This is a genomic window from Actinomadura sp. 1N219, from assembly GCF_044326405.1.
In the GTDB taxonomy this organism is placed as follows: Bacteria; Actinomycetota; Actinomycetes; order Streptosporangiales; family Streptosporangiaceae; genus Spirillospora.
In genome coordinates, this window is record NZ_JBIRAY010000006.1 from 137,319 (window position 1) to 154,957 (window position 17,639).

Here is a 17,639-nt window from a genome sequence, read left to right on the forward strand (position 1 = left end):
TTATTGTTGAAACCGTGACCAATGTTCTGGACGACGGCGAGCTGCAGCGGATCCTTGTCGTGATGGCGCACCCCGACGACGTCGACTTCGGCGCCGCCGGAACGGTCGCGGGCTGGACCGACCGGGGCATCGAGGTGGTCTACCTCATGGTCACCGACGGCGACGCCGGCGGGTTCGACGACGCGATCACGCGTGCCGAGATGGCCGCGCTGCGCCGCGAGGAGCAGCGCGCGGCGGCCAAGTGCGTCGGGGTGAGCGACGTCCGGTGGCTCGGCTACCCGGACGGCCGGGTGGAGGCCACGCTGGACCTGCGCCGCGACATCGCCCGCGCGATCAGGCAGGTGCGGCCGGACCGGGTGCTGATGCCGAGCCCGGAGCGCAACTACGAGCGGATCTATCCGAGCCACCCGGACCACCGGGCGGTCGGCTCGGCCGCGCTCGACGCCGTCTACCCGGACGCGCGCAACCCGTACGCGTTCCCCGAGCTGCTCGCCGACGAGGGCCTCGGCGCCTGGACGGCGCGCGAGGTGTGGTTCAGCGGCGGGCCCGCCGTGAACCACCACGTCGACGTCACCGAGCAGTTCGACCGGAAGGTGAACGCGCTGCGGGCGCATGCCAGCCAGACCGGGCACATGGGCGACGGGCTGACGGAGATGCTGCGCGGCTGGCTGTCGGCCAACGCCGCGGCGGCGGGGTTCCCCGAGGGCAGGCTGGCCGAGACGTTCCAGGTCATCGACACCGCCTGAACCCGCGATCCCCGGGTCATCACTTTCCAAATACGTTCCCTCACAGGCCGTAATGGGCCCCAGATCGGGCATGTGCCCCGATGTGACGGAACTCGGGGGGTTGACATGCCGCATGGGGTCAATGGGGCGCAGGAGGGCAACCGGGCTCAAGAAGTCAGCGGGGCTCAGGAGGTCGAGGCCACCGCCACGTCCCGTGCCGCGCCAGAGGTGATCTTCAAGCATCTGTGCGTGGCGGAGGCGTGGGCCGAATGGGGCGGGTTCTGGACGCGCGCGAGGCGGGAGTCCGCGGGCGCGGAGCATCCGAACGGGATCGGGGCCGTCCGGTACGTCCCGACGCGGCGTGAGGAGGTCGTGGCCTGGGATCCGCCGCGGCACTACGGCTACACGGCGCTGGCTAGCTATACGGCGCTCGCCGCCTGCATCGTCCTCGCCGGGCCTCCGACGCGCCGCTTCCGGGCCGACGTCACGCTGGAGCCGCACCACGCGGGCACTCTGATCCGCTGGCGCGGCGCGTTCCACGGGTTCCCGGGCACCGGCCCGCTCACCAGGGCCGTGCTGCGCCGCCGGTTCGGCTCGTACGCCCGCCGGGTGGCGCGGCATTCCGAGCACTGCGAACCCGGCTGCCCGGCCCGCCTGCCAGGCGCCCTGTAAACCGGCTGACCGCGTAACCGGCTGACCGCGGCAGCAGTGGAGAGGCCCCGCGTGGCTCGGGGCGGGTCGCACGAATTCGGGGGGATCGATGCGACGTCACATCATCGCGCTCGCCGTCGCGGCGGGCGCCACGGGGGCGGGCTTCACCGCTCACCTGCTCGTCTCGGACGGGCCGCAGCGCAAGGGCGTCGTCGCGGGCGCCACGGAGTCGGCCGGCAGCACGGCGGCCGGACGGGGAGCAGCCGTGGCCAGAGCCCGTCCGTTCGATCGGACGGGGCTGCGGCGGGCCGTCCGGACCTATCTCGGGACGCGTCCGGGCAAGGCGGGGGTGATGGCCACCGATCTGCGCACGGGCCTGTCCTTCGGGGAGAACGAGAAGGGCGACTTCGTCAGCGCCAGCGTCATGAAGGTCGACATCCTGGCGAGCCTTCTGCTGCAGCGGCAGCAGCGCGCCGGCCGGGGCCCGTCCGCGGGGCTGTCGGACGGCGAGCGCGACCTGGCGAGCCAGATGATCCGGGAGAGCGACAACACGGCGGCGGACGCCCTGTACTCCGACGCCGGACACGGCGCGGGCGTCCGGAAGGCCAACAAGCGTTTCGGAATGACGGGCACGAAGCCGTTCCCGACGTCGTGGGGGTCGTCCTGGACGAGCCCGTCCGACCAGGTCCGGCTGCTCACGGTCCTGGCGTCGGAGCAGAGCCCGATCGACGCGTCCGGCCGCCGGTTCATCCTCGGCCTGATGGGGACCGTCGTGGACGAGCAGGCGTGGGGGATCAGCGCGGCGGCGCGTCCGGGCGAGCGGGTGGCGCTGAAGAACGGGTGGACGCCGGTCCACGATCAGGGGAACGGCTGGGCGGTGAACAGCATCGGCCGCATCACCGGACGCGATCACGACTTCCTCGTGGCGGTGTGCAGCGGCGACAGCCCGACGATGGAGGCGGGCGTCGCCACCGTCGAGCACGTCTCGGACATGGTGGTCGACGCGATGCGCGACGCACGTCCTTAGAGATGTCGGACTCAGAGATGTCGGACCTGGGACATCGGAGGGTCCGGGCCAGGCGGCGGGCCGGCCGCCCGGCGAAGGCGCCCGACCGTCAGCCGCGGATCGGCCGGGTGAGCTTCTTGCCCTCGGTGGCCGACACCGCGACGCAGGTGACGTTGCGGTCGCCCGACGTCCACGATTCGAGCGTGGGGTAGTAGTAGGAGGTGGCGAGCGAGTCGGCCGCGGGGTCGCGGCTGATCTTGCTGGTGATGCGCTTCTCGCAGCCGTCCCCGGCGAGCTGGCGCAGCTTGTTCTCGGACGGCAGCATGGCGCCGGGCAGCTTGAAGATGGCCATCACCTCGCCGTCGTGGGGCCCGTTGCACGGGACGACCTTGACGGTCTCGACCTCGACCGGCTCGGCGGTGGCGGTGGTGGTGGCGCCCGAGTCGTCGTTGATGCAGTCGCCGAGCCTCATCTTCAGCGCGTCCACCTTCTGCGGCTTGGTCACGGCCGTCGTGGGACGGCTGCCGCCGGGGTCGTCGGACGCGGACGAGCCGTTGCCGGAGCCGCGCAGCGCGAAGCCGGCGATGCCGCCGACGATCCACAGGCACGACAGGATGATCCCGGCGATCGCGAGGCCGCGGCCCTTGCCGCCGCGCTCCCCGATCTGCTTGAGGGCGACGATCCCGAGGATGAGGCCGAGGACGCCGAGGCAGCCGAGCAGGCCGGTGACGAAGGCGGCGATGGCCACGCCGTTGGTCTTGCCTTCGTAGGACGGGGGCTCGAAACCGGCCGGGCCGGCCGGGCCGGACATGCCAGGCATCCCGGGCGTGCCGGGCGGCGGGGGCGGGTAGCCGCCGGGGCCGCCCGGGCTGCCCGGGCTGCCCGGCGCGGGCGGGGGTTGGTAAGGATCTTGTGGAGCGGGACCGGAATGTCCGGGTCCGGGGGGATAGCTCATGAAGAGGGACTGTCCCACACCCGGCGGGGAGGACGATCATGATGCACCCAAAACGATTATGACAATTTGCTTACACCTGCCCCGAAATTGTTTACGCCATGTCACCGACCGGGCATGCATTGTCGTTTGCCCCATGACCAGCCGAGCGACGGGCGGCCAGCGGCGGGTGGCGGGTGGCGGGTGGCGGGTCAGACGAGGCGGCGGGCGGCGGCCCAGCGCGACAGCTCGTGCCGGTTGGACAGCTGCAGCTTCCGCAGGACGCTGCTCACGTGCGTCTCGACCGTCTTGACCGAGATGAACAGCTCCTTGGCGATCTCCTTGTAGGCGTAGCCGCGGGCGATCAGCCGCAGGACGTCCCGCTCCCGCTGGGTGATCTGGTCGAGCTCGGGATCGACGGCGGGCACGTCCGTGGCGGCGAACGCGTCCAGGACGAACCCCGCGAGGCGCGGCGAGAACACGGCGTCGCCGTCCGCGACCCGTCCGATCGCGTCGGTCAGCTCCGGCCCGGAGATCGTCTTGGTGACGTAGCCGCGGGCGCCGCCCCGGACGACGCCGATCACGTCCTCCGCCGCGTCCGACACCGACAGCGCCAGGAACTTGGACGAGACGGAGCCGTGCAGCCGGCGCAGCACCTCGATCCCGCCGCCGCCGGGCAGGTGCACGTCCAGCAGCACGACGTCCGGCCGCGCCGCCCGGATCACCGAGACGGCCTCGTCCACGTCGCCGGCCTCCCCGACGATCTCGACGCCGCCGCCGAGCTCCGCCTTGACGCCGGTACGGAACATCTGGTGGTCGTCGACCAGCACGACCTTCTTCAACGCCTCGCTCACGCCCAGCTCCCTTGAGGAACGGTCCCCGCCCCGCGGTCCGCTCCGCTCACGACTTCTTGATCTCCAAGCGCACTTCGGTGCCCTCGCCCGGCGCGGTGCGGACGGTGGCCTTGCCGCCGTTGCGCTCCATACGTCCGATGATGGACCCTCGGACGCCCATCCGGTCGTCCGGAACCTGGTCCAGGTCGAATCCCTTGCCGCGGTCCCGGACGAAGATGGCGACCTTGTCGCCCTCGACCTCCGCGTACACCGACACGGACGACGCCTCGGCGTACTTCGCGGCGTTCACCATCGCCTCCCGCGCGGCCTGCAGCGTGGCGCCGAGCCGCTCGTCCAGCGCCGTGTCCCCGACGCAGACGATCTCGATCGGCACGCCGTGGTCGTCCTCCACCTCCCCCGCGACCGCCCTGATCGCGGCGGCGAACGTCTGGTCGGGGTCGGCGCGCGGCTGGTAGAGCCAGGTCCGCAGCGTCCGCTCCTGGGACCGGGCGAGGCGCTGCACCTCCCGCGTGTCGTGCGCGTTCCGCTGGATGAGGGTCAGCGTGTGCAGCACCGAGTCGTGGATGTGCGCGGCCAGCTCGGCGCGCTCCTGGGAGCGGATGCGCTCGTGCCGCTCGGCGTCCAGGTCCTGGAACAGCCGCACCACCCACGGCGTCACGATCACCGCGACCCCGGTGAGGATGATCAGCATGGCGATGACGACGGAGCGGGCCTGCGCGGCCTCGACCTTCTGCGCGACGAACCCGCCGATGCCGCCGACGACCAGCAGGAGGCCGAGGACGCTGCGAAGCCAGCGCTGCCGGAGCGGGAGCGTCCACCGCTGCCGCTGGTCGCGGTCGGCCTGCTGCCAGAGGATCGCCGCGCCGACGCCGCCGACGACGAACGGCCACAGCGCCCACTGGACGACCCCGGCCGCGCCCCACGGAAGCGCGGCCAGGCCCATCGCGACCGCCGCGTACGCGAGCAGCTGCCCCCAGTCGCGGCCGCGCCGCCGGGTCGCCGCCGTCCCGGCCGTGCCGGAGGTCTCGGACGTCTCGGGCGTCTCGGCCGCGGGGACCAGGATCCAGAACGCGACGTAGGCGGCGATGCCGAGCCCGCTCGCCACCGTCAGCAGCACGAACGCGGCGCGGACGATCAGCACCTCGATGCCGAGGTGCACGGCCAGGCCGCGGCAGACCCCGGCGATGAGCCTGCCGTCCGCGACGCGCTGCAGCCGTCCCGAGGCGTCCGGCGTCACCGGCACCGCGACCGTGGTCGCGGCCGTGGCACCAGAGGCAGGCGGCGCGGACGTCGCGCCGGGCTGCCCCGCCGACTCCTCGCTCACCGCCGCCCTTCCCAAGGTTCTCCCACGTCAACGATCGTCACACGCCCGGCCGCGAACCGCATCAGGGGCGCACCCCGGCTTTGTCTCAGGGTCGGTTCAGGGACGTCCCCGATACCGTCCGCGGGACGCCGCGCGCCAGGATGGTGGCCATGGGCAGCGAGCAGGAAAGCGGCCGTCACGAGGGCGGACGGCAGAACGTCCAGGGATATCAGCGGCTGGCGCGGGACGGCGGGCGGCGCGTGCTGGCCGGCGTGTGCACCGGGCTGGGCCGCTACACCGGCATCGACCCGGTCGTCTTCCGCGTGGGGTTCGCGATCCTGGTCCTCGCGCACGGACAAGGGATCTTCCTCTACGTCGCGGCCGCGCTGCTGATGCCCGCGAGCCCGGGCGCGTCGGCGTTCGCGGAGTCGCTGTTCAAGCGGTGGTTCGACGCCGCGGCCGTGCTGTCGATCCTCGGCGCGCTGCTGGCCGCCGGGGTCGTGTTCAGCCTGTTCGGCGCCGAGGTGACCGACACGATCGCGTTGCTGGTCGTGTTCGGGCTGGCGCTGCTCGTCGCGCATTCGCGGGGGGTGGACCTGGTGTCGGTGGCACGGTCCGTCCCGGAACGGCTGGCGGGGCATCCGCCGGAGCCCTCCGCGCAGTGGACGCGATCGGAGACCGTCGTGGTCGGCGTCGTGTCCCTGTCCAAGGACGCGCCGTCCGCCGCGCAGGGAACCGGCAGACTGCCCGAAGGCATGATCGACCTGGCCGCGTACTCGGCGGCGCAGACCGGCACCCTCCTCCCGGACGACCGCGACGACCGCGACCACCTGGACGACCGCCGGGACGACCGGCCCGACAAGCGCGCCAAGGACTCCCGCCGCTCCCCCGCCACCGCGATCACGCTGCTGGCCGCCATGGCCGCCGGGGCCGCGATGATCCCGGTAGCCCAGGGCTACTCGTACCCGGACTCCTCACTGATCGTCATGGCGCCCGCGCTCGCGGTCATCGGGATCGGGCTCGTCGTCGGCGGCTGGTTCCGGACGCGGGGCCTCGCGGCCGCCGGCACCGTGCTGACGCTGGCCATGCTGACCACCACGGTCGCGGGCGAGGCGCCGCGCAACGCCGAGTACGGCGAGGTCGAATGGCGTCCCACGGACGCCGCGCAGACCAACCAGGTCTACAAGATCGGCGTCGGCCAAGGCGACCTCGACCTCACCTCGCTGCGCCTGGCCGCCGGGCAGCGCGTCACGATCGACGCCGAGGTCGCGCTCGGCGGGCTGGCGGTCCGCGTGCCGCGGACGGCCCGCGTCCAGGTGGACGCGAAGATCGCGCTCGGTGACCTGCGCGTCGACAACCGGACGACCAGCGGGCCGCGGGCCAGGGTCGTCCGGACGCTGGAGCCGGACGGCGAGCCGGGCAATCCGCCGGTGATCGTCCTCCGGATACGCGGGAAGGTCGGCGACGTGAGCGTGAACCGTGGCTGACATCAGAGGGGCCGACATGCGCAAGCCGTCCAAGCGGCGCCGGTTCGACCCGGCCGGGCCCGTCACCGGCCTGTTCTTCCTGGCCCTCGCGGGCCTGTTCCTCGCGGACGGCCTGGCCGACGAGAACGTCCTGCCCGCGACGACGCTGCTGCCCGTGGTGCTGATCGGCCTCGGCCTGGTCGGGACGGTCCGCGTGCTGACGCGATCACGCCGCCGCGACCTGCGCTGACACCGCCGGATCCGGCGCCGTCGCCACTCCCGGGGGGCTCGCGCCGACGCCCGCCGGAAACGGGAAGTAACCTGGCCCCGACGGCAGGTGATCGGAACGAGGTCGGATGTCAGGTCAGACCGGCGCACCGGAGGCGAGCGACACCGATGTGCTGCCCGGCTCCCGGTCCGCGCTGGACCCGGGCCGCGCCATCAAGCCGGGACGGCACGGGCTCTCCCCCGAGACCGTCGCGGGCATCCAGCGCGAGCGGCTGATCGACGCGTTCGTCCACGTGGTGTCCGAGCACGGCTTCGCCCACACCACGATCAGCCGGGTCACCGAGGGCGCCGGCGTCACGAAGAAGACGTTCTACGCCCACTTCACCGACCTGGACGAGTGCTTCCTCGCCGCCTACCGGCGCGGCATGGACATCCTCCTCGGCCGCATGACGGAGGCGTACGAGGCGGCGCCGTCCTGGCCGGACGGGATCCACGCGGCGCTGCGCACCATGCTCACCGCGCTCGCCCAGGAACCGCGGTTCGCGCGGGCGTCGCTGGTCGAGTCGAACGCGGCGGGCCCGCAGGTCAGGCAGGCGCGCATCGACACCCTCAACCGCTTCCGCGCCTTCTTCTCCGGGCCGCTGCCCGCGCCGATCCCGGTCGCGGTGGCGGACGCGATCGTCGGCGGCATCTACAGCGCGATCCACGTCCAGATGGAGACGGGCGAGGCGGACGAGCTGCCGTCGCTGCTGCCGTCCCTGACCTACTTCGCGCTGATGCCGCTGATCGGCCGCGAAGCCGCGTCCCCCTACCTGACCGACGAACGCTGACACCGGGCCCGACCAGTCCGCCCAGCCTGATCAGCCTGCTGAACGTCCTGACGGAGCCGCCGTCGCCTGGACGGGCGGCCTGACGGACTGCTCACTGCCTGCGGCTGACGGGGTCGGCGCGCCGGCGTGGAGGCTGACCGCGAACGCGGGCCCCGGGTTCGTCAGGGCGTGCGGGCCGCCGTGGACCCTGACCCGGTTGGCCCTCAGCGGCCGCTCGGTGACCCCGCACTCCGCGATCGTCACCTCCGCCAGCTCGCCCGCGATCAGCGTGCTGACCTGCCCGTGCACGGTCCCGCCGTGGCCGGGCGGCCAGGTGGTGAGCCACACCTGGTCGGCCAGCTCGACGTGCACGGGGCCGGAGGCGTCGAATCCGACGAGCCGCCACCACTCCGCCGGACGCCCGGCGAGGTCGCTGATGCGGGCGGCGAGCTGCCCGACCGTCGGCGGGCGGACGGTGCGCGCGCGGTCGTGCGGGTCGTCCTGGCCGCGCATCGTGATGTCGGGAGCCACCGAGAGGTCCACGGAAAGGTCCTTCGTATTCGTGTGTCAGCTGGAAAGAGCAAGCGAAACGGGCTTCAGCGACAACACGAAGGACACAGCGCGCTGGCCACGCGGCCGAGGGCCACGGGGCTGTCAGAGAGGGTGCGCGCGGACATGCGTCTAAGGAGACACTCGGTAACCAAAGCTTGTCAAGCCGATCACCGAGTGTCCATCGGGTATCCGTCCGATGAGCGGATCATGCGTCCGGGACACGGGACTCGACCCGGGACGAAACGAACGGAGCGTTCATGGACCGTCGAAGCGTGCTGCGCGGTGGCCTCGCCGCGACCGGCGGGGCGACGCTCGCCCTGCTCAGCGGCGGATCGGCGCAGGCGGCGGGGACGGCGGGGACGGCGACGGGGACGCGCGCGACGGCGGCGCTGCTGCGCGGCGGCCGCCCGCGGCTCACCCACGGCGTGCAGAGCGGCGACGTGACGGCCCGCGAAGGCGTGGTGTGGGCGCGCTCCGACCGTCCCGCGCGGATGCTGGTGGAGGTGAGCCGCCGCCCCGACTTCCGCGATGCCCGGACGGTGCACGGCCCCGTCCTGACGCCCGACACGGACCTCACCGGCAAGACGCTCCTGAGCGGCCTCCCGGACGGCGCGGAGCTGCACTACCGCGTCCGGCTGGCCGACCTCGACCGGGGCGTGACGTCCGAGGCGGTGACGGGCCGTTTCCGCACCGCGCCGCACGACCGCGGCCGGGACGTCCGTTTCGTCTGGTCGGGCGACCTCGCGGGCCAGGGCTGGGGCATCAACCCCGACCTCGGCGGGTTCCGGATCTTCACGGCGATGGGCGCCGTCGATCCCGACTTCTTCCTGTGCAGCGGCGACCTCGTCTACTCCGACGGCCCGCTCGCCGAGACCGTGAAGCTGCCGGACGGCCGGACCTGGCGCAACCTCGTGACGCCGGAGAAGTCGGCCGTCGCGCAGACGCTTCCCGAATATCGCGGCCAGTTCCGCTACAACCTGCTGGACGCCAACCTCCGGGCCTTCAACGCCCACGTCCCGATGATCTACCAGTGGGACGACCACGAGACCGTGAACAACTGGTATCCGGGCGAGATCCTCGACCTTCCCCAGTACACCGAGAAGCGCGTGGACGTCCTGGCCGCCCGTGCCCGCCGCGCCGCTTTCGAGTACACGCCGATGAGGTCGTCCCGCACCGGCCGCATTTACCGCAAGATCTCCTACGGGCCGCTGTTGGACGTCTTCGTCCTCGACATGCGCACCTACAAGTCGCGGAACGACGCCAACGACTCTCCGACCCAGCAGAACGCCCTTCTCGGCGCGGAGCAGTCGGCCTGGCTGAAGCGCGAGCTCCGCCGCTCGAAAGCGACCTGGAAGGTCATGGCGGCCGACCTGCCGATCGGGCTGATCGTCCCCGACGGCTCCGCAGCCCAGGAGGGGGTCGCGCAGGGCGACGGCGGCGCGCCGCTGGGCCGCGAACGGGAAATCGCCGATCTGCTCTCCTATGCGCGGCGGCACCGCGTCCGGAACATGGTGTGGCTGACGGCCGACGTCCATTACACGGCGGCCCATTTCTACGACCCGTCCAAGGCCGGGTTCAGCGACTTCGATCCCTTCTGGGAATTCGTCTCCGGCCCGCTCAACGCCGGCGCCTTCGGCCCCAACAAGCTCGAAGGGACGTTCGGCGCGCAGCTCAAGTTCGCCCAGCCGGCGCCGCAGGCCAACACCTCGCCCGCCGACGGCTACCAGTTCTTCGGCGATGTGGAAATCGACGCGCGCACCGAGACGCTGACCGTCCATCTGCGGGACCTGGACGGCAAAGCCCTCTACAGCCAGGCCCTGACGCCCCGCCGCTGAGAGCCGTCCGTGGGACCATCGTCGGCGTGAAACGCGTCCACGCCTCGACGGCCCTCTGCCTCGCCCTGGCGGGCGGCCTCGTCCTGACGGCCTGCTCGGACGGCGCCGCGGACCGCAAGGCCGACTGCGCGAAGATCTCGTCCGCGCTCGCGAAGACGCGGGACCCGTCCGCCGAGCAGGTCCTCGACGCGCTCCGCAAGGTCCGCCCGGACCTGAAGGACGACGACCTCGCCGAGCAGGTGGACACCGTCATCGCCTCGGGCGGCAAGGACCGGATGTCCGACGAGGAGACGTTCCGGTTCGCCAAGGCCACCGAGGAGATCCGCGACACCTGCCGGCAGGAGCGCGCCACCCTCAGCGGCTGAGGATCAGGTACGCGACCCAGGTGAGGACGAGGGTCACGGCCAGCGACCCGAGACATCCCAGCCGGGACGAGAAAAAGAACATAGAGCGCCTCTACCCCCGAACGCCCGGGTTTCGCACGCTCCAAGGGCCGGGGAAGCCGCCGGGTTTCCGGATGTCTTACCTGTTGGGGAGGCAGATGCCGCGCTTGGGTGCGTTTTGGGGCGAAACCCAGAGGAGTATGGGCTCTGCCCATTACGGTCGGTAGGGAGTCCCCTACGGAACGGGACGGCGGAGACAACGCTCCAGGAGGAGCACGTGACCCCCCAGAACAGAACAGATAGCGCAGAAGCAGGGCTTATGGACGCAGTGGACGTCAATCCGGGCGTCCACCAGCCCACCGAAGCGGACGAGGAGCAGGTCCTCGGCGAGCTGTACGGCGAGCCCGACGACGGGTACTTCCGCGGCGAGGACGCCGCGGAAGCCGAGGACGCCGGGGAAGCCGAGGACGCCGGATGAGCGCCGCGAAGATGATCGCCGAGGCGCGCCGGTCGATCGGGATGTCGGGCCGCCCGAACAAGATCACCAAGGAGTACGCGAAGCGGCACGGGGACGAGTTCCTGCGCGCGTCGTGGTGCGACATGGCCGTCACCTACTGGGCGCGGCACAGCGGGAACACGTCCGCCGTGCTGCCCGGCGGCGACCGCGCCTACACGGTCTGGCACGCGCAGGACTTCCAGAAGGCCGGACGCTGGCACAGCGGGACGACCGCGAGCGTCAACCAGGCCAAGCCCGGCGACATCGTGTTCTTCGACTGGGGCGCCACCAACGCCATCGGAGCGATCGACCACGTCGGCGTCGTCGAGAAGGTCCTCGGCGGCGGACGCCTGCAGACCATCGAGGCCAACACCGGTGACGCGTGCAAGCGCCGCGTAAGAAGCTCCAGCGTCATCGCCGGTTACGGACGACCCGCGTACGGCGGGGGCAACTGGACGGAGGACATCGTGAAGAAACTCCCGGAGCTGAACAAGGGCGACTCGGGTGAGCACGTGCAGAGCCTGCAGGGGCTGCTGATGGCGCGCAGCCACCCGGAGATCACCATGACGGGCCGGTTCGACGACGCGACCGAGGCGGCCGTGAAGGCGGTCCAGCGGTGGGGCGGCGTCGACGTCGACGGCGTCGTCGGGCCGAAGACCTGGCCGGTCCTGCTCCGCGTGCACTGAACATTCACCGGCCGCCATGCGTCGGCCACAGATCGGTAAATAGGCAGGGCCGGGGACTAGTACGGGATTCGACCCCGGCATAGGTTCGTAGGGTCGCCTTCCGGAGGTGGCCCCGATGACCTGGCCGGATCCACGCGCACCGCCCAGGGACGTCTCGCTCCGAGTCCACCCCGCGAGCGTCCCTGGGAGGAACGCATGCCACGTATCCGTGTCGAGGTCGACGGTGCGACGTACGAAGACGACGTCGAGCCGCGCCTCTTGCTCGTCCACTATCTGCGCGAACGGCTGGGGAAGGTCGGGACCCCGGTCGGCTGCGACACCAGCAACTGCGGAGCCTGCACCGTCCTGATGGACGGCATGAGCGTGAAGAGCTGCTCCGTCCTCGCCGTCCAGGCGGACGGCGCCGACGTGACGACCGTCGAGGGCCTCGGCATCGACGGGACCGCGCATCCGATGCAGCGGGCCTTCCATGAGGAGCACGCGCTCCAGTGCGGCTACTGCACCCCCGGCATGATCATGGCGTCGCTCGATCTGCTGCGGGAGAACGCCGACCCGTCGGAGACGGAGGTCCGGGAGGGCCTCGAGGGCAACCTGTGCCGGTGCACCGGCTACCAGAACATCGTCAAGGCCGTCCGGCGCGCCGCGAAGGAGATGCGGGAACCCGCGGGCCAGGAGGTGACGCCGTGACGATCCAGGAAGGCGGCGCCAGGGCGGAGATCGGCTCCCCGCGGAAGCGGTCGGAGGACGCCCGGCTCATCAGGGGCCGGACGCAGTGGACGGACAACATGACCCCGCAGGGGACGCTGCACGTGGCGTTCCTGCGCAGCCCGTACGCGCACGCGCGGATCGTCCGTGTCGACACCTCGCAGGCGAAGGGGCGTCCCGGAGTGGTCGCCGCGTTGAGCGGGGCGGATTTCGCCGACGAGCAGGGTTCGCTGCCGTGCGCGTGGGTCGTGACCGACGACATGAACCATCCGGACCATCCGCCTATGGCGGTGAGCGAGGTGCGGTATGCGGGTGAGCCGGTGGCGTGTGTGGTGGCGCGGGACAAGCACGCGGCCTTCGACGCCCTGGACGAGATCGACGTCGACTACGCGCCGCTGCCCGCGGTCCTGAACATGGACGCGGCCCTTGCGGAGGGGTCCGACCTCGTCCATGAGGACCTGGGGACGAACAAGTCCTACACGTGGGTGTTCGAGAACGGGGATCTCGACGCCGCGATGAGGGACGCCCCTGTCGTCATCGAACGCGAGTACGTGCAGCAGCGGCTCATCCCGTCGGCGATGGAGCCGCGGTCGGTGCTGTGCGTCCCGGACGGGGACGACTTCACGCTGTATTCGGCGACGCAGATCCCGCACATCCTGCGGCTGATGCTGGCCACCGTCACCGGGATCGCCGAGCATCACATCCGGGTCGTGGCACCGGACGTCGGCGGCGGGTTCGGCTCCAAGCTGCAGGTGTACGGCGAGGAGGTTCTCGCACTGCTGATGGCCCGCAGGCTAGGCCGTCCGGTGAAATGGACGGAGTCGCGCAGCGAAGGCAACATGACCGTCCACCACGGGCGCGACCAGATACAGCGGCTGACGCTCGCCGCAGAGCGCGACGGACGGATCCGCGGTTTCAAGGCCGACATCCTGGCCGACATGGGCGCGTACCTGATGCTCGTCACTCCGGGCATCCCGATTCTGGGCGCGTTCATGTTCAACGGCATCTACAAGATGGACGCGTACTCGTTCACCTGCACGGGCGTCTTCACGACGAAGACTCCGACGGACGCGTACCGGGGAGCGGGCCGTCCAGAGGCCACGTACGCCATCGAGCGCATGATGGACGAACTCGCCGCCGAACTTGGTGTCGACCCCATCGAGATACGGCGCCGCAACTGGATCGCGCACGAGGAGTTCCCGTACGAGACGATCGCGGGACTCACCTACGACTCCGGTAACTACGAGGCGGCGACGGACAAGGCGCTGGAGCTGTTCGAGTACGACAAGCTGCGCGCGGAGCAGGCCGACCGGCGTGAACGGCGGGATCCGGTGCAGCTGGGCATCGGCGTTTCGACGTTCACGGAGATGTGCGGGCTCGCGCCGTCTCGCGTGCTGGGTTCGTTGAGTTACGGCGCGGGCGGCTGGGAGCACGCGTCTGTGCGCGTACTGGCGTCCGGCAAGGTCGAGGTGATCACCGGTTCGTCGCCGCATGGGCAGGGCCACGAGACGGCCTGGGCGCAGATCGCCGCCGACAGGCTCGGCGTCCCATTCGAGGACGTGAAGGTGCTGCACGGCGACACGGCCATCTCGCCCAAGGGAATGGACACGTACGGGTCGCGTTCGCTGGCCGTCGGAGGGGTCGCGCTGTTCTCCGCCTGCGACAAGGTGGTCGAGAAGGCCCGGAAGGTCGCCGCGCACCTGCTGGAGGCCGCCGAGCAGGACCTGGAGTTCAGCGGCGGGCGGTTCAGCGTCCGGGGCGTCCAGGAGGAGGGCAGGACGCTGCAGGAGATCGCGACGGCCACGTTCGCCGCGCACGACCTCCCGGACGGCATCGAGCCGTCGCTGGACTCCGACGCCACGTTCGACCCGGAGAACTTCTCCTTCCCGCACGGCACGCACCTGTGCGCCGCAGAGGTCGACACCGAAACCGGGATGGTGAAGCTCCGCAAGTACGTCGCTGTGGACGACGTAGGAAAGGTCGTCAATCCGCTCATCGTGGAGGGCCAGGTGCACGGCGGGCTAGCGCAGGGCATCGCGCAGGCCCTGTACGAGGAGGCCGTCTACGACGCGGACGGCAACCTGACCACGACCACGATGGCCGACTACCTCGTCCCGTCGGCCGCCGACCTGCCGACGTTCACGACCGACCGGACGGAGACGCCCGCGACGTCCAACCCGATGGGCGTGAAGGGCGTCGGCGAGGCGGGCACGATCGCGTCCACCCCGGCGGTCGTCAACGCGATCGTGGACGCGCTGCGCCCCTACGGCGTGAACGACGTCCCGATGCCGTGCACGCCGGAACGCGTCTGGCGGGCATTGCGCGCGGAGGCGAAACCGGACACGGCCGAGCCCGGCGCGGGCGGCGGCCTAGGCTCCGCATCCGGCTCGGACTCGGCAGGAGGTGCACGGTGATTCCGGCGGCTTTCGACTACGCACGGCCCGCCTCGGTGGACGACGCCGTCCGGGTGCTGTCCGACGCGGGCGAGGACGCGAAGGTCCTCGCCGGCGGGCAGAGCCTGATGCCGCTGCTGCGGCTCCGGCTCGCCATCCCGGACGCGCTCGTCGACGTCGGCCGGATCGGCGCGCTCCGCGAGATCCGCGACGAGGGCGACTCGCTGGTCATCGGCGCGATGGCCACGCATCACCAGGTCATCCGCGACCCGCTGGTGCGCGAGCACGCCCCGCTGATCGCGCACGCGGCGGAGACGGTCGCCGACCCGGCCGTCCGGCACCGCGGCACGTTCGGCGGGTCGCTCGCGCACGCCGACCCGGCGGGCGACCTCCCCGCCGTCGCGCTGGCGCTGGACGCGGTGTTCCTCGTCCGGTCCGTGCGGGGCGAGCGGGAGATCCCGGCGGCGGAGTTCTTCGTCGACTGGATGACGTCGGCGATGGAGCCGGACGAACTGCTCGTCGGCGTGCGGGTGCCGAAGCTGGGTCCCGGCTGGGGCGTGCACTACGAGAAGTTCCATCGGACGGCGCAGGCGTGGGCCATCGTCGGCGTCGCGTGCGCGGTGCGCCGCGACGGCGGCGCCGTCGCGGAGGCGCGTGTCGCGCTGACCAACATGGGCCCCGCGCCGGTGCGGGCCGGCGGGGTGGAGAACGCCGTCAGGGGGCGTCCGGCGTCGGAGGACTCGTTCAGGGCGGCGGCCGAGCACGCGGCGGAGGGCACCGAGCCGCCCGGTGACCTGCACGGGTCGTCCGAATACCGGACGCATCTGGCGGCCGTGCTGACCTCGCGGGCCCTGGCCGCGGCAGCCGTTTGATTGTTCGTCGTGTCGCCGGGTACCCGGTTCCGGGTACCCGGCACCCGACTGGCGACCGAACAGTCGACCGCCGTAGGGTCACGGGTAGTTCTCCGGACGATAAGGACAACGATCATGGAACTCGACCACGATTTCACCGTCCCCGTACCGGTGGATCAGGCCTGGTCGGTGCTGCTGGACGTGGAGCGCGTCGCGACCTGCATGCCGGGCGCCACGCTCGACTCCGTCGAGGGCGACGAGTACAAGGGGCGGATGAAGGTGAAGGTCGGCGCGATGACCGTCACCTACCGCGGCTCCGCCCGGATCGTCTCCGCCGACGAGTCGTCCCGCACGGTGACGCTGGAGGCGTCCGCCAAGGAGGCCCGCGGCTCGGGGACGGCGTCGGCGACCGTCCAGGCGAAGCTGCATGAGGAGGACGGCACGACGCGCGTGACCGTCCACACGAAGCTGAACGTGACGGGACGGCCCGCGCAGTTCGGCCGCAACATCCTGTCCGAGGTCGGCTCCAAGATCATCGACCGGTTCGCCAAGGCGCTGGCGGCCGAACTGGAGACGTCCGGCGAGGCCGCGCCGGAAGCAGGAGCAGAGGCCGGGGTTGAGGCCGGGGTTGAGGCCGGGGTTGAGGCCGGGGCACCGTCCGGGACGAAGCCTGAACCCGCGCCCGAGCCCGACGACAAGCCGGGGCCGGCGGCCACCGAGGTCGTCACGCCCTTGCCGGACGTCGCGCCGGAGCGTCCCGCGGAGGCGCCGCGGCGTCCGGCGCGCCCGGAGCGGCCGCTGCGGGTGGCGCGGGAGGACGACGCGATCGACCTGCTGGAGGTCGCGGGCCCGTCCGTCGCCAAGCGGGCCGCGCCCGCGATCGGCGGGCTGGTCGCGCTGCTGCTGGTCGTCCGCTTCATGCTGCGTCGCCGCCGCCGCAAGAAGCGCTGAGGCCGTAAGAAGCGCTGACGTCCGGCGCGGGGTCAAGCGCGGGTCAACGATGCGCCGTGGTACGGCGACGTCGGTGGAACGTGCCACCGTCCATGCCGTCGGCTTGTCCCGTGGACACCATCGAGCTCCGGCGGATCGCGCTGATCGAGAACGACAACTGGTGGTACCGGGAGCGCCGCGAGATCCTGTCCGCGGAGTTGCTGCGGTTCAGCGTGCCGGGGGCGGCCGTCGACATCGGCGCGGCGGCGGGCACGGCCTCGCGGGTGCTGGCCGAGCACGGCTGGGACGCCACCGCGATCGACCTGAACCCGTCCGCCGTGGCGCTGGCCCGCGCGCACGGCGTGGACGCGTACGAGGGCGACGCGCGCTACCTGCCGCTCCCGCCGTGCCGGTACGACCTGGCGCTGGCCCTGGACGTCCTGGAGCACATCGAGGACGACGCGCGCGCGGCGGCGGAGATCACCCGGGTGCTGCGGCCCGGCGGGACGGCGCTGGTGTCCGTCCCGTCCGACATGGCGCTGTGGTCGGCGCAGGACGTGGCGCTCGGCCGGGTCCGCCGCTACACGCGCCGCGCGCTCGTGGAGCTGATCGAGGGTGCGGGGCTGGTGCTGGAGCGGGTGTGGAGCAGGGGCGTGCTGCTGCGTCCGTTCCTGCGCAGGCTCAGGCACCGGACGGCACGCCGCGAGGATCTGGCCCCGCTGCACCCGATCGTCAACGAGGCGCTGCGCGTGACGGCCGTCCTCGAACGGCGCCTGCCGGTGTGCGGGCGGCCGGGGACCAAGCTGTTCGTGCGGGCGCGCCGTCCCGGCTGATC

At 71.8% G+C, this 17,639-nt stretch carries 19 protein-coding genes; 15 read left to right on the forward strand and 4 right to left on the reverse strand.

Annotated elements, in window-relative coordinates; all coding sequences use genetic code 11:
- The first annotated feature begins 62 nt into the window (after nucleotides 1-62).
- The 3 genes from ACH35V_RS20270 to ACH35V_RS20280 all read left to right on the forward strand — a co-directional run bounded on the left by ACH35V_RS20270 (nucleotide 63) and on the right by ACH35V_RS20280 (nucleotide 2,403).
- Nucleotides 63-746, forward strand: coding sequence for a PIG-L deacetylase family protein (locus ACH35V_RS20270; protein ID WP_395974742.1), 684 nt, complete (start codon nucleotides 63-65; stop codon nucleotides 744-746).
- A 105-nt stretch (nucleotides 747-851) separates the two neighbouring features.
- Nucleotides 852-1,397 carry an SRPBCC family protein gene (locus ACH35V_RS20275; protein WP_395974340.1) on the forward strand — a complete coding sequence of 182 codons (546 nt, stop codon included), beginning with the start codon at nucleotides 852-854 and terminating at the stop codon, nucleotides 1,395-1,397.
- An 88-nt stretch (nucleotides 1,398-1,485) separates the two neighbouring features.
- Nucleotides 1,486-2,403, forward strand: coding sequence for a serine hydrolase (locus ACH35V_RS20280; RefSeq protein WP_395974342.1), 918 nt, complete (start codon nucleotides 1,486-1,488; stop codon nucleotides 2,401-2,403).
- A gap of 88 nt (nucleotides 2,404-2,491) precedes the next feature.
- Here ACH35V_RS20280 and ACH35V_RS20285 read toward each other — a convergent pair whose 3' ends face one another.
- The 3 genes from ACH35V_RS20285 to ACH35V_RS20295 form a co-directional block, all read right to left on the reverse strand.
- Complete coding sequence (locus ACH35V_RS20285; RefSeq protein WP_395974343.1) at nucleotides 2,492-3,193, reverse strand: DUF4190 domain-containing protein; 702 nt, start codon at nucleotides 3,191-3,193, stop codon at nucleotides 2,492-2,494.
- Nucleotides 3,194-3,525: 332 nt separating this feature from the next.
- Nucleotides 3,526-4,167, reverse strand: coding sequence for a LuxR C-terminal-related transcriptional regulator (locus tag ACH35V_RS20290; RefSeq protein WP_395974345.1), 642 nt, complete (start codon nucleotides 4,165-4,167; stop codon nucleotides 3,526-3,528).
- Between the two features lie 46 nt (nucleotides 4,168-4,213).
- Nucleotides 4,214-5,404: a PspC domain-containing protein gene (locus ACH35V_RS20295; RefSeq protein WP_395974744.1), complete on the reverse strand. Its 1,191-nt coding sequence runs from the start codon at nucleotides 5,402-5,404 to the stop codon at nucleotides 4,214-4,216.
- Between the two features lie 236 nt (nucleotides 5,405-5,640).
- Here ACH35V_RS20295 and ACH35V_RS20300 point away from each other — a divergent pair, with 236 nt between their 5' ends.
- From ACH35V_RS20300 to ACH35V_RS20310, 3 genes are all read left to right on the forward strand, one after another.
- Nucleotides 5,641-6,957, forward strand: coding sequence for a PspC domain-containing protein (locus ACH35V_RS20300; protein WP_395974347.1), 1,317 nt, complete (start codon nucleotides 5,641-5,643; stop codon nucleotides 6,955-6,957).
- Nucleotides 6,950-7,186, forward strand: a complete 237-nt coding sequence (locus ACH35V_RS20305; protein WP_395974348.1) for a hypothetical protein — start codon at nucleotides 6,950-6,952, stop codon at nucleotides 7,184-7,186. Before ACH35V_RS20300 ends, ACH35V_RS20305 begins: the two co-directional genes overlap by 8 nt.
- A 106-nt stretch (nucleotides 7,187-7,292) precedes the next feature.
- Nucleotides 7,293-7,994, forward strand: coding sequence for a TetR/AcrR family transcriptional regulator (locus ACH35V_RS20310; protein WP_395974350.1), 702 nt, complete (start codon nucleotides 7,293-7,295; stop codon nucleotides 7,992-7,994).
- A gap of 30 nt (nucleotides 7,995-8,024) precedes the next feature.
- Here ACH35V_RS20310 and ACH35V_RS20315 read toward each other — a convergent pair whose 3' ends face one another.
- Nucleotides 8,025-8,516 carry a cysteine dioxygenase gene (locus ACH35V_RS20315; RefSeq protein ID WP_395974352.1) on the reverse strand — a complete coding sequence of 164 codons (492 nt, stop codon included), beginning with the start codon at nucleotides 8,514-8,516 and terminating at the stop codon, nucleotides 8,025-8,027.
- Between the two features lie 266 nt (nucleotides 8,517-8,782).
- Here ACH35V_RS20315 and ACH35V_RS20320 point away from each other — a divergent pair, with 266 nt between their 5' ends.
- The 9 genes from ACH35V_RS20320 to ACH35V_RS20360 all read left to right on the forward strand — a co-directional run bounded on the left by ACH35V_RS20320 (nucleotide 8,783) and on the right by ACH35V_RS20360 (nucleotide 17,637).
- Nucleotides 8,783-10,360, forward strand: a complete 1,578-nt coding sequence (locus ACH35V_RS20320; RefSeq protein WP_395974354.1) for an alkaline phosphatase D family protein — start codon at nucleotides 8,783-8,785, stop codon at nucleotides 10,358-10,360.
- Between the two features lie 26 nt (nucleotides 10,361-10,386).
- On the forward strand, nucleotides 10,387-10,725 hold the full coding sequence (locus tag ACH35V_RS20325) for a hypothetical protein (RefSeq protein ID WP_395974356.1): 339 nt from the start codon (nucleotides 10,387-10,389) through the stop codon (nucleotides 10,723-10,725).
- Between the two features lie 337 nt (nucleotides 10,726-11,062).
- Nucleotides 11,063-11,221 carry a hypothetical protein gene (locus ACH35V_RS20330; RefSeq protein ID WP_395974357.1) on the forward strand — a complete coding sequence of 53 codons (159 nt, stop codon included), beginning with the start codon at nucleotides 11,063-11,065 and terminating at the stop codon, nucleotides 11,219-11,221.
- Entirely contained in the window at nucleotides 11,218-11,925 is a 708-nt protein-coding gene (locus tag ACH35V_RS20335; RefSeq protein ID WP_395974359.1) for a peptidoglycan-binding protein, read from the forward strand. Before ACH35V_RS20330 ends, ACH35V_RS20335 begins: the two co-directional genes overlap by 4 nt.
- Before the next feature lie 195 nt (nucleotides 11,926-12,120).
- Entirely contained in the window at nucleotides 12,121-12,612 is a 492-nt protein-coding gene (locus tag ACH35V_RS20340; protein ID WP_395974360.1) for a (2Fe-2S)-binding protein, read from the forward strand.
- Nucleotides 12,609-15,044 (forward strand): xanthine dehydrogenase family protein molybdopterin-binding subunit, encoded by a 2,436-nt coding sequence (locus tag ACH35V_RS20345; protein ID WP_395974362.1) that lies wholly within the window; start codon nucleotides 12,609-12,611, stop codon nucleotides 15,042-15,044. The genes ACH35V_RS20340 and ACH35V_RS20345 overlap by 4 nt, the downstream gene beginning before the upstream one ends.
- Nucleotides 15,041-15,895: an FAD binding domain-containing protein gene (locus ACH35V_RS20350; protein WP_395974364.1), complete on the forward strand. Its 855-nt coding sequence runs from the start codon at nucleotides 15,041-15,043 to the stop codon at nucleotides 15,893-15,895. Before ACH35V_RS20345 ends, ACH35V_RS20350 begins: the two co-directional genes overlap by 4 nt.
- A 114-nt stretch (nucleotides 15,896-16,009) precedes the next feature.
- The gene (locus ACH35V_RS20355) at nucleotides 16,010-16,825 is read left to right on the forward strand and encodes an SRPBCC family protein (protein WP_395974365.1); all 816 of its coding nucleotides are present in this window, start codon (nucleotides 16,010-16,012) and stop codon (nucleotides 16,823-16,825) included.
- A 110-nt stretch (nucleotides 16,826-16,935) separates the two neighbouring features.
- The gene (locus ACH35V_RS20360; protein ID WP_395974367.1) at nucleotides 16,936-17,637 is read left to right on the forward strand and encodes a class I SAM-dependent methyltransferase; all 702 of its coding nucleotides are present in this window, start codon (nucleotides 16,936-16,938) and stop codon (nucleotides 17,635-17,637) included.
- The last annotated feature ends 2 nt before the right edge of the window (nucleotides 17,638-17,639 follow it).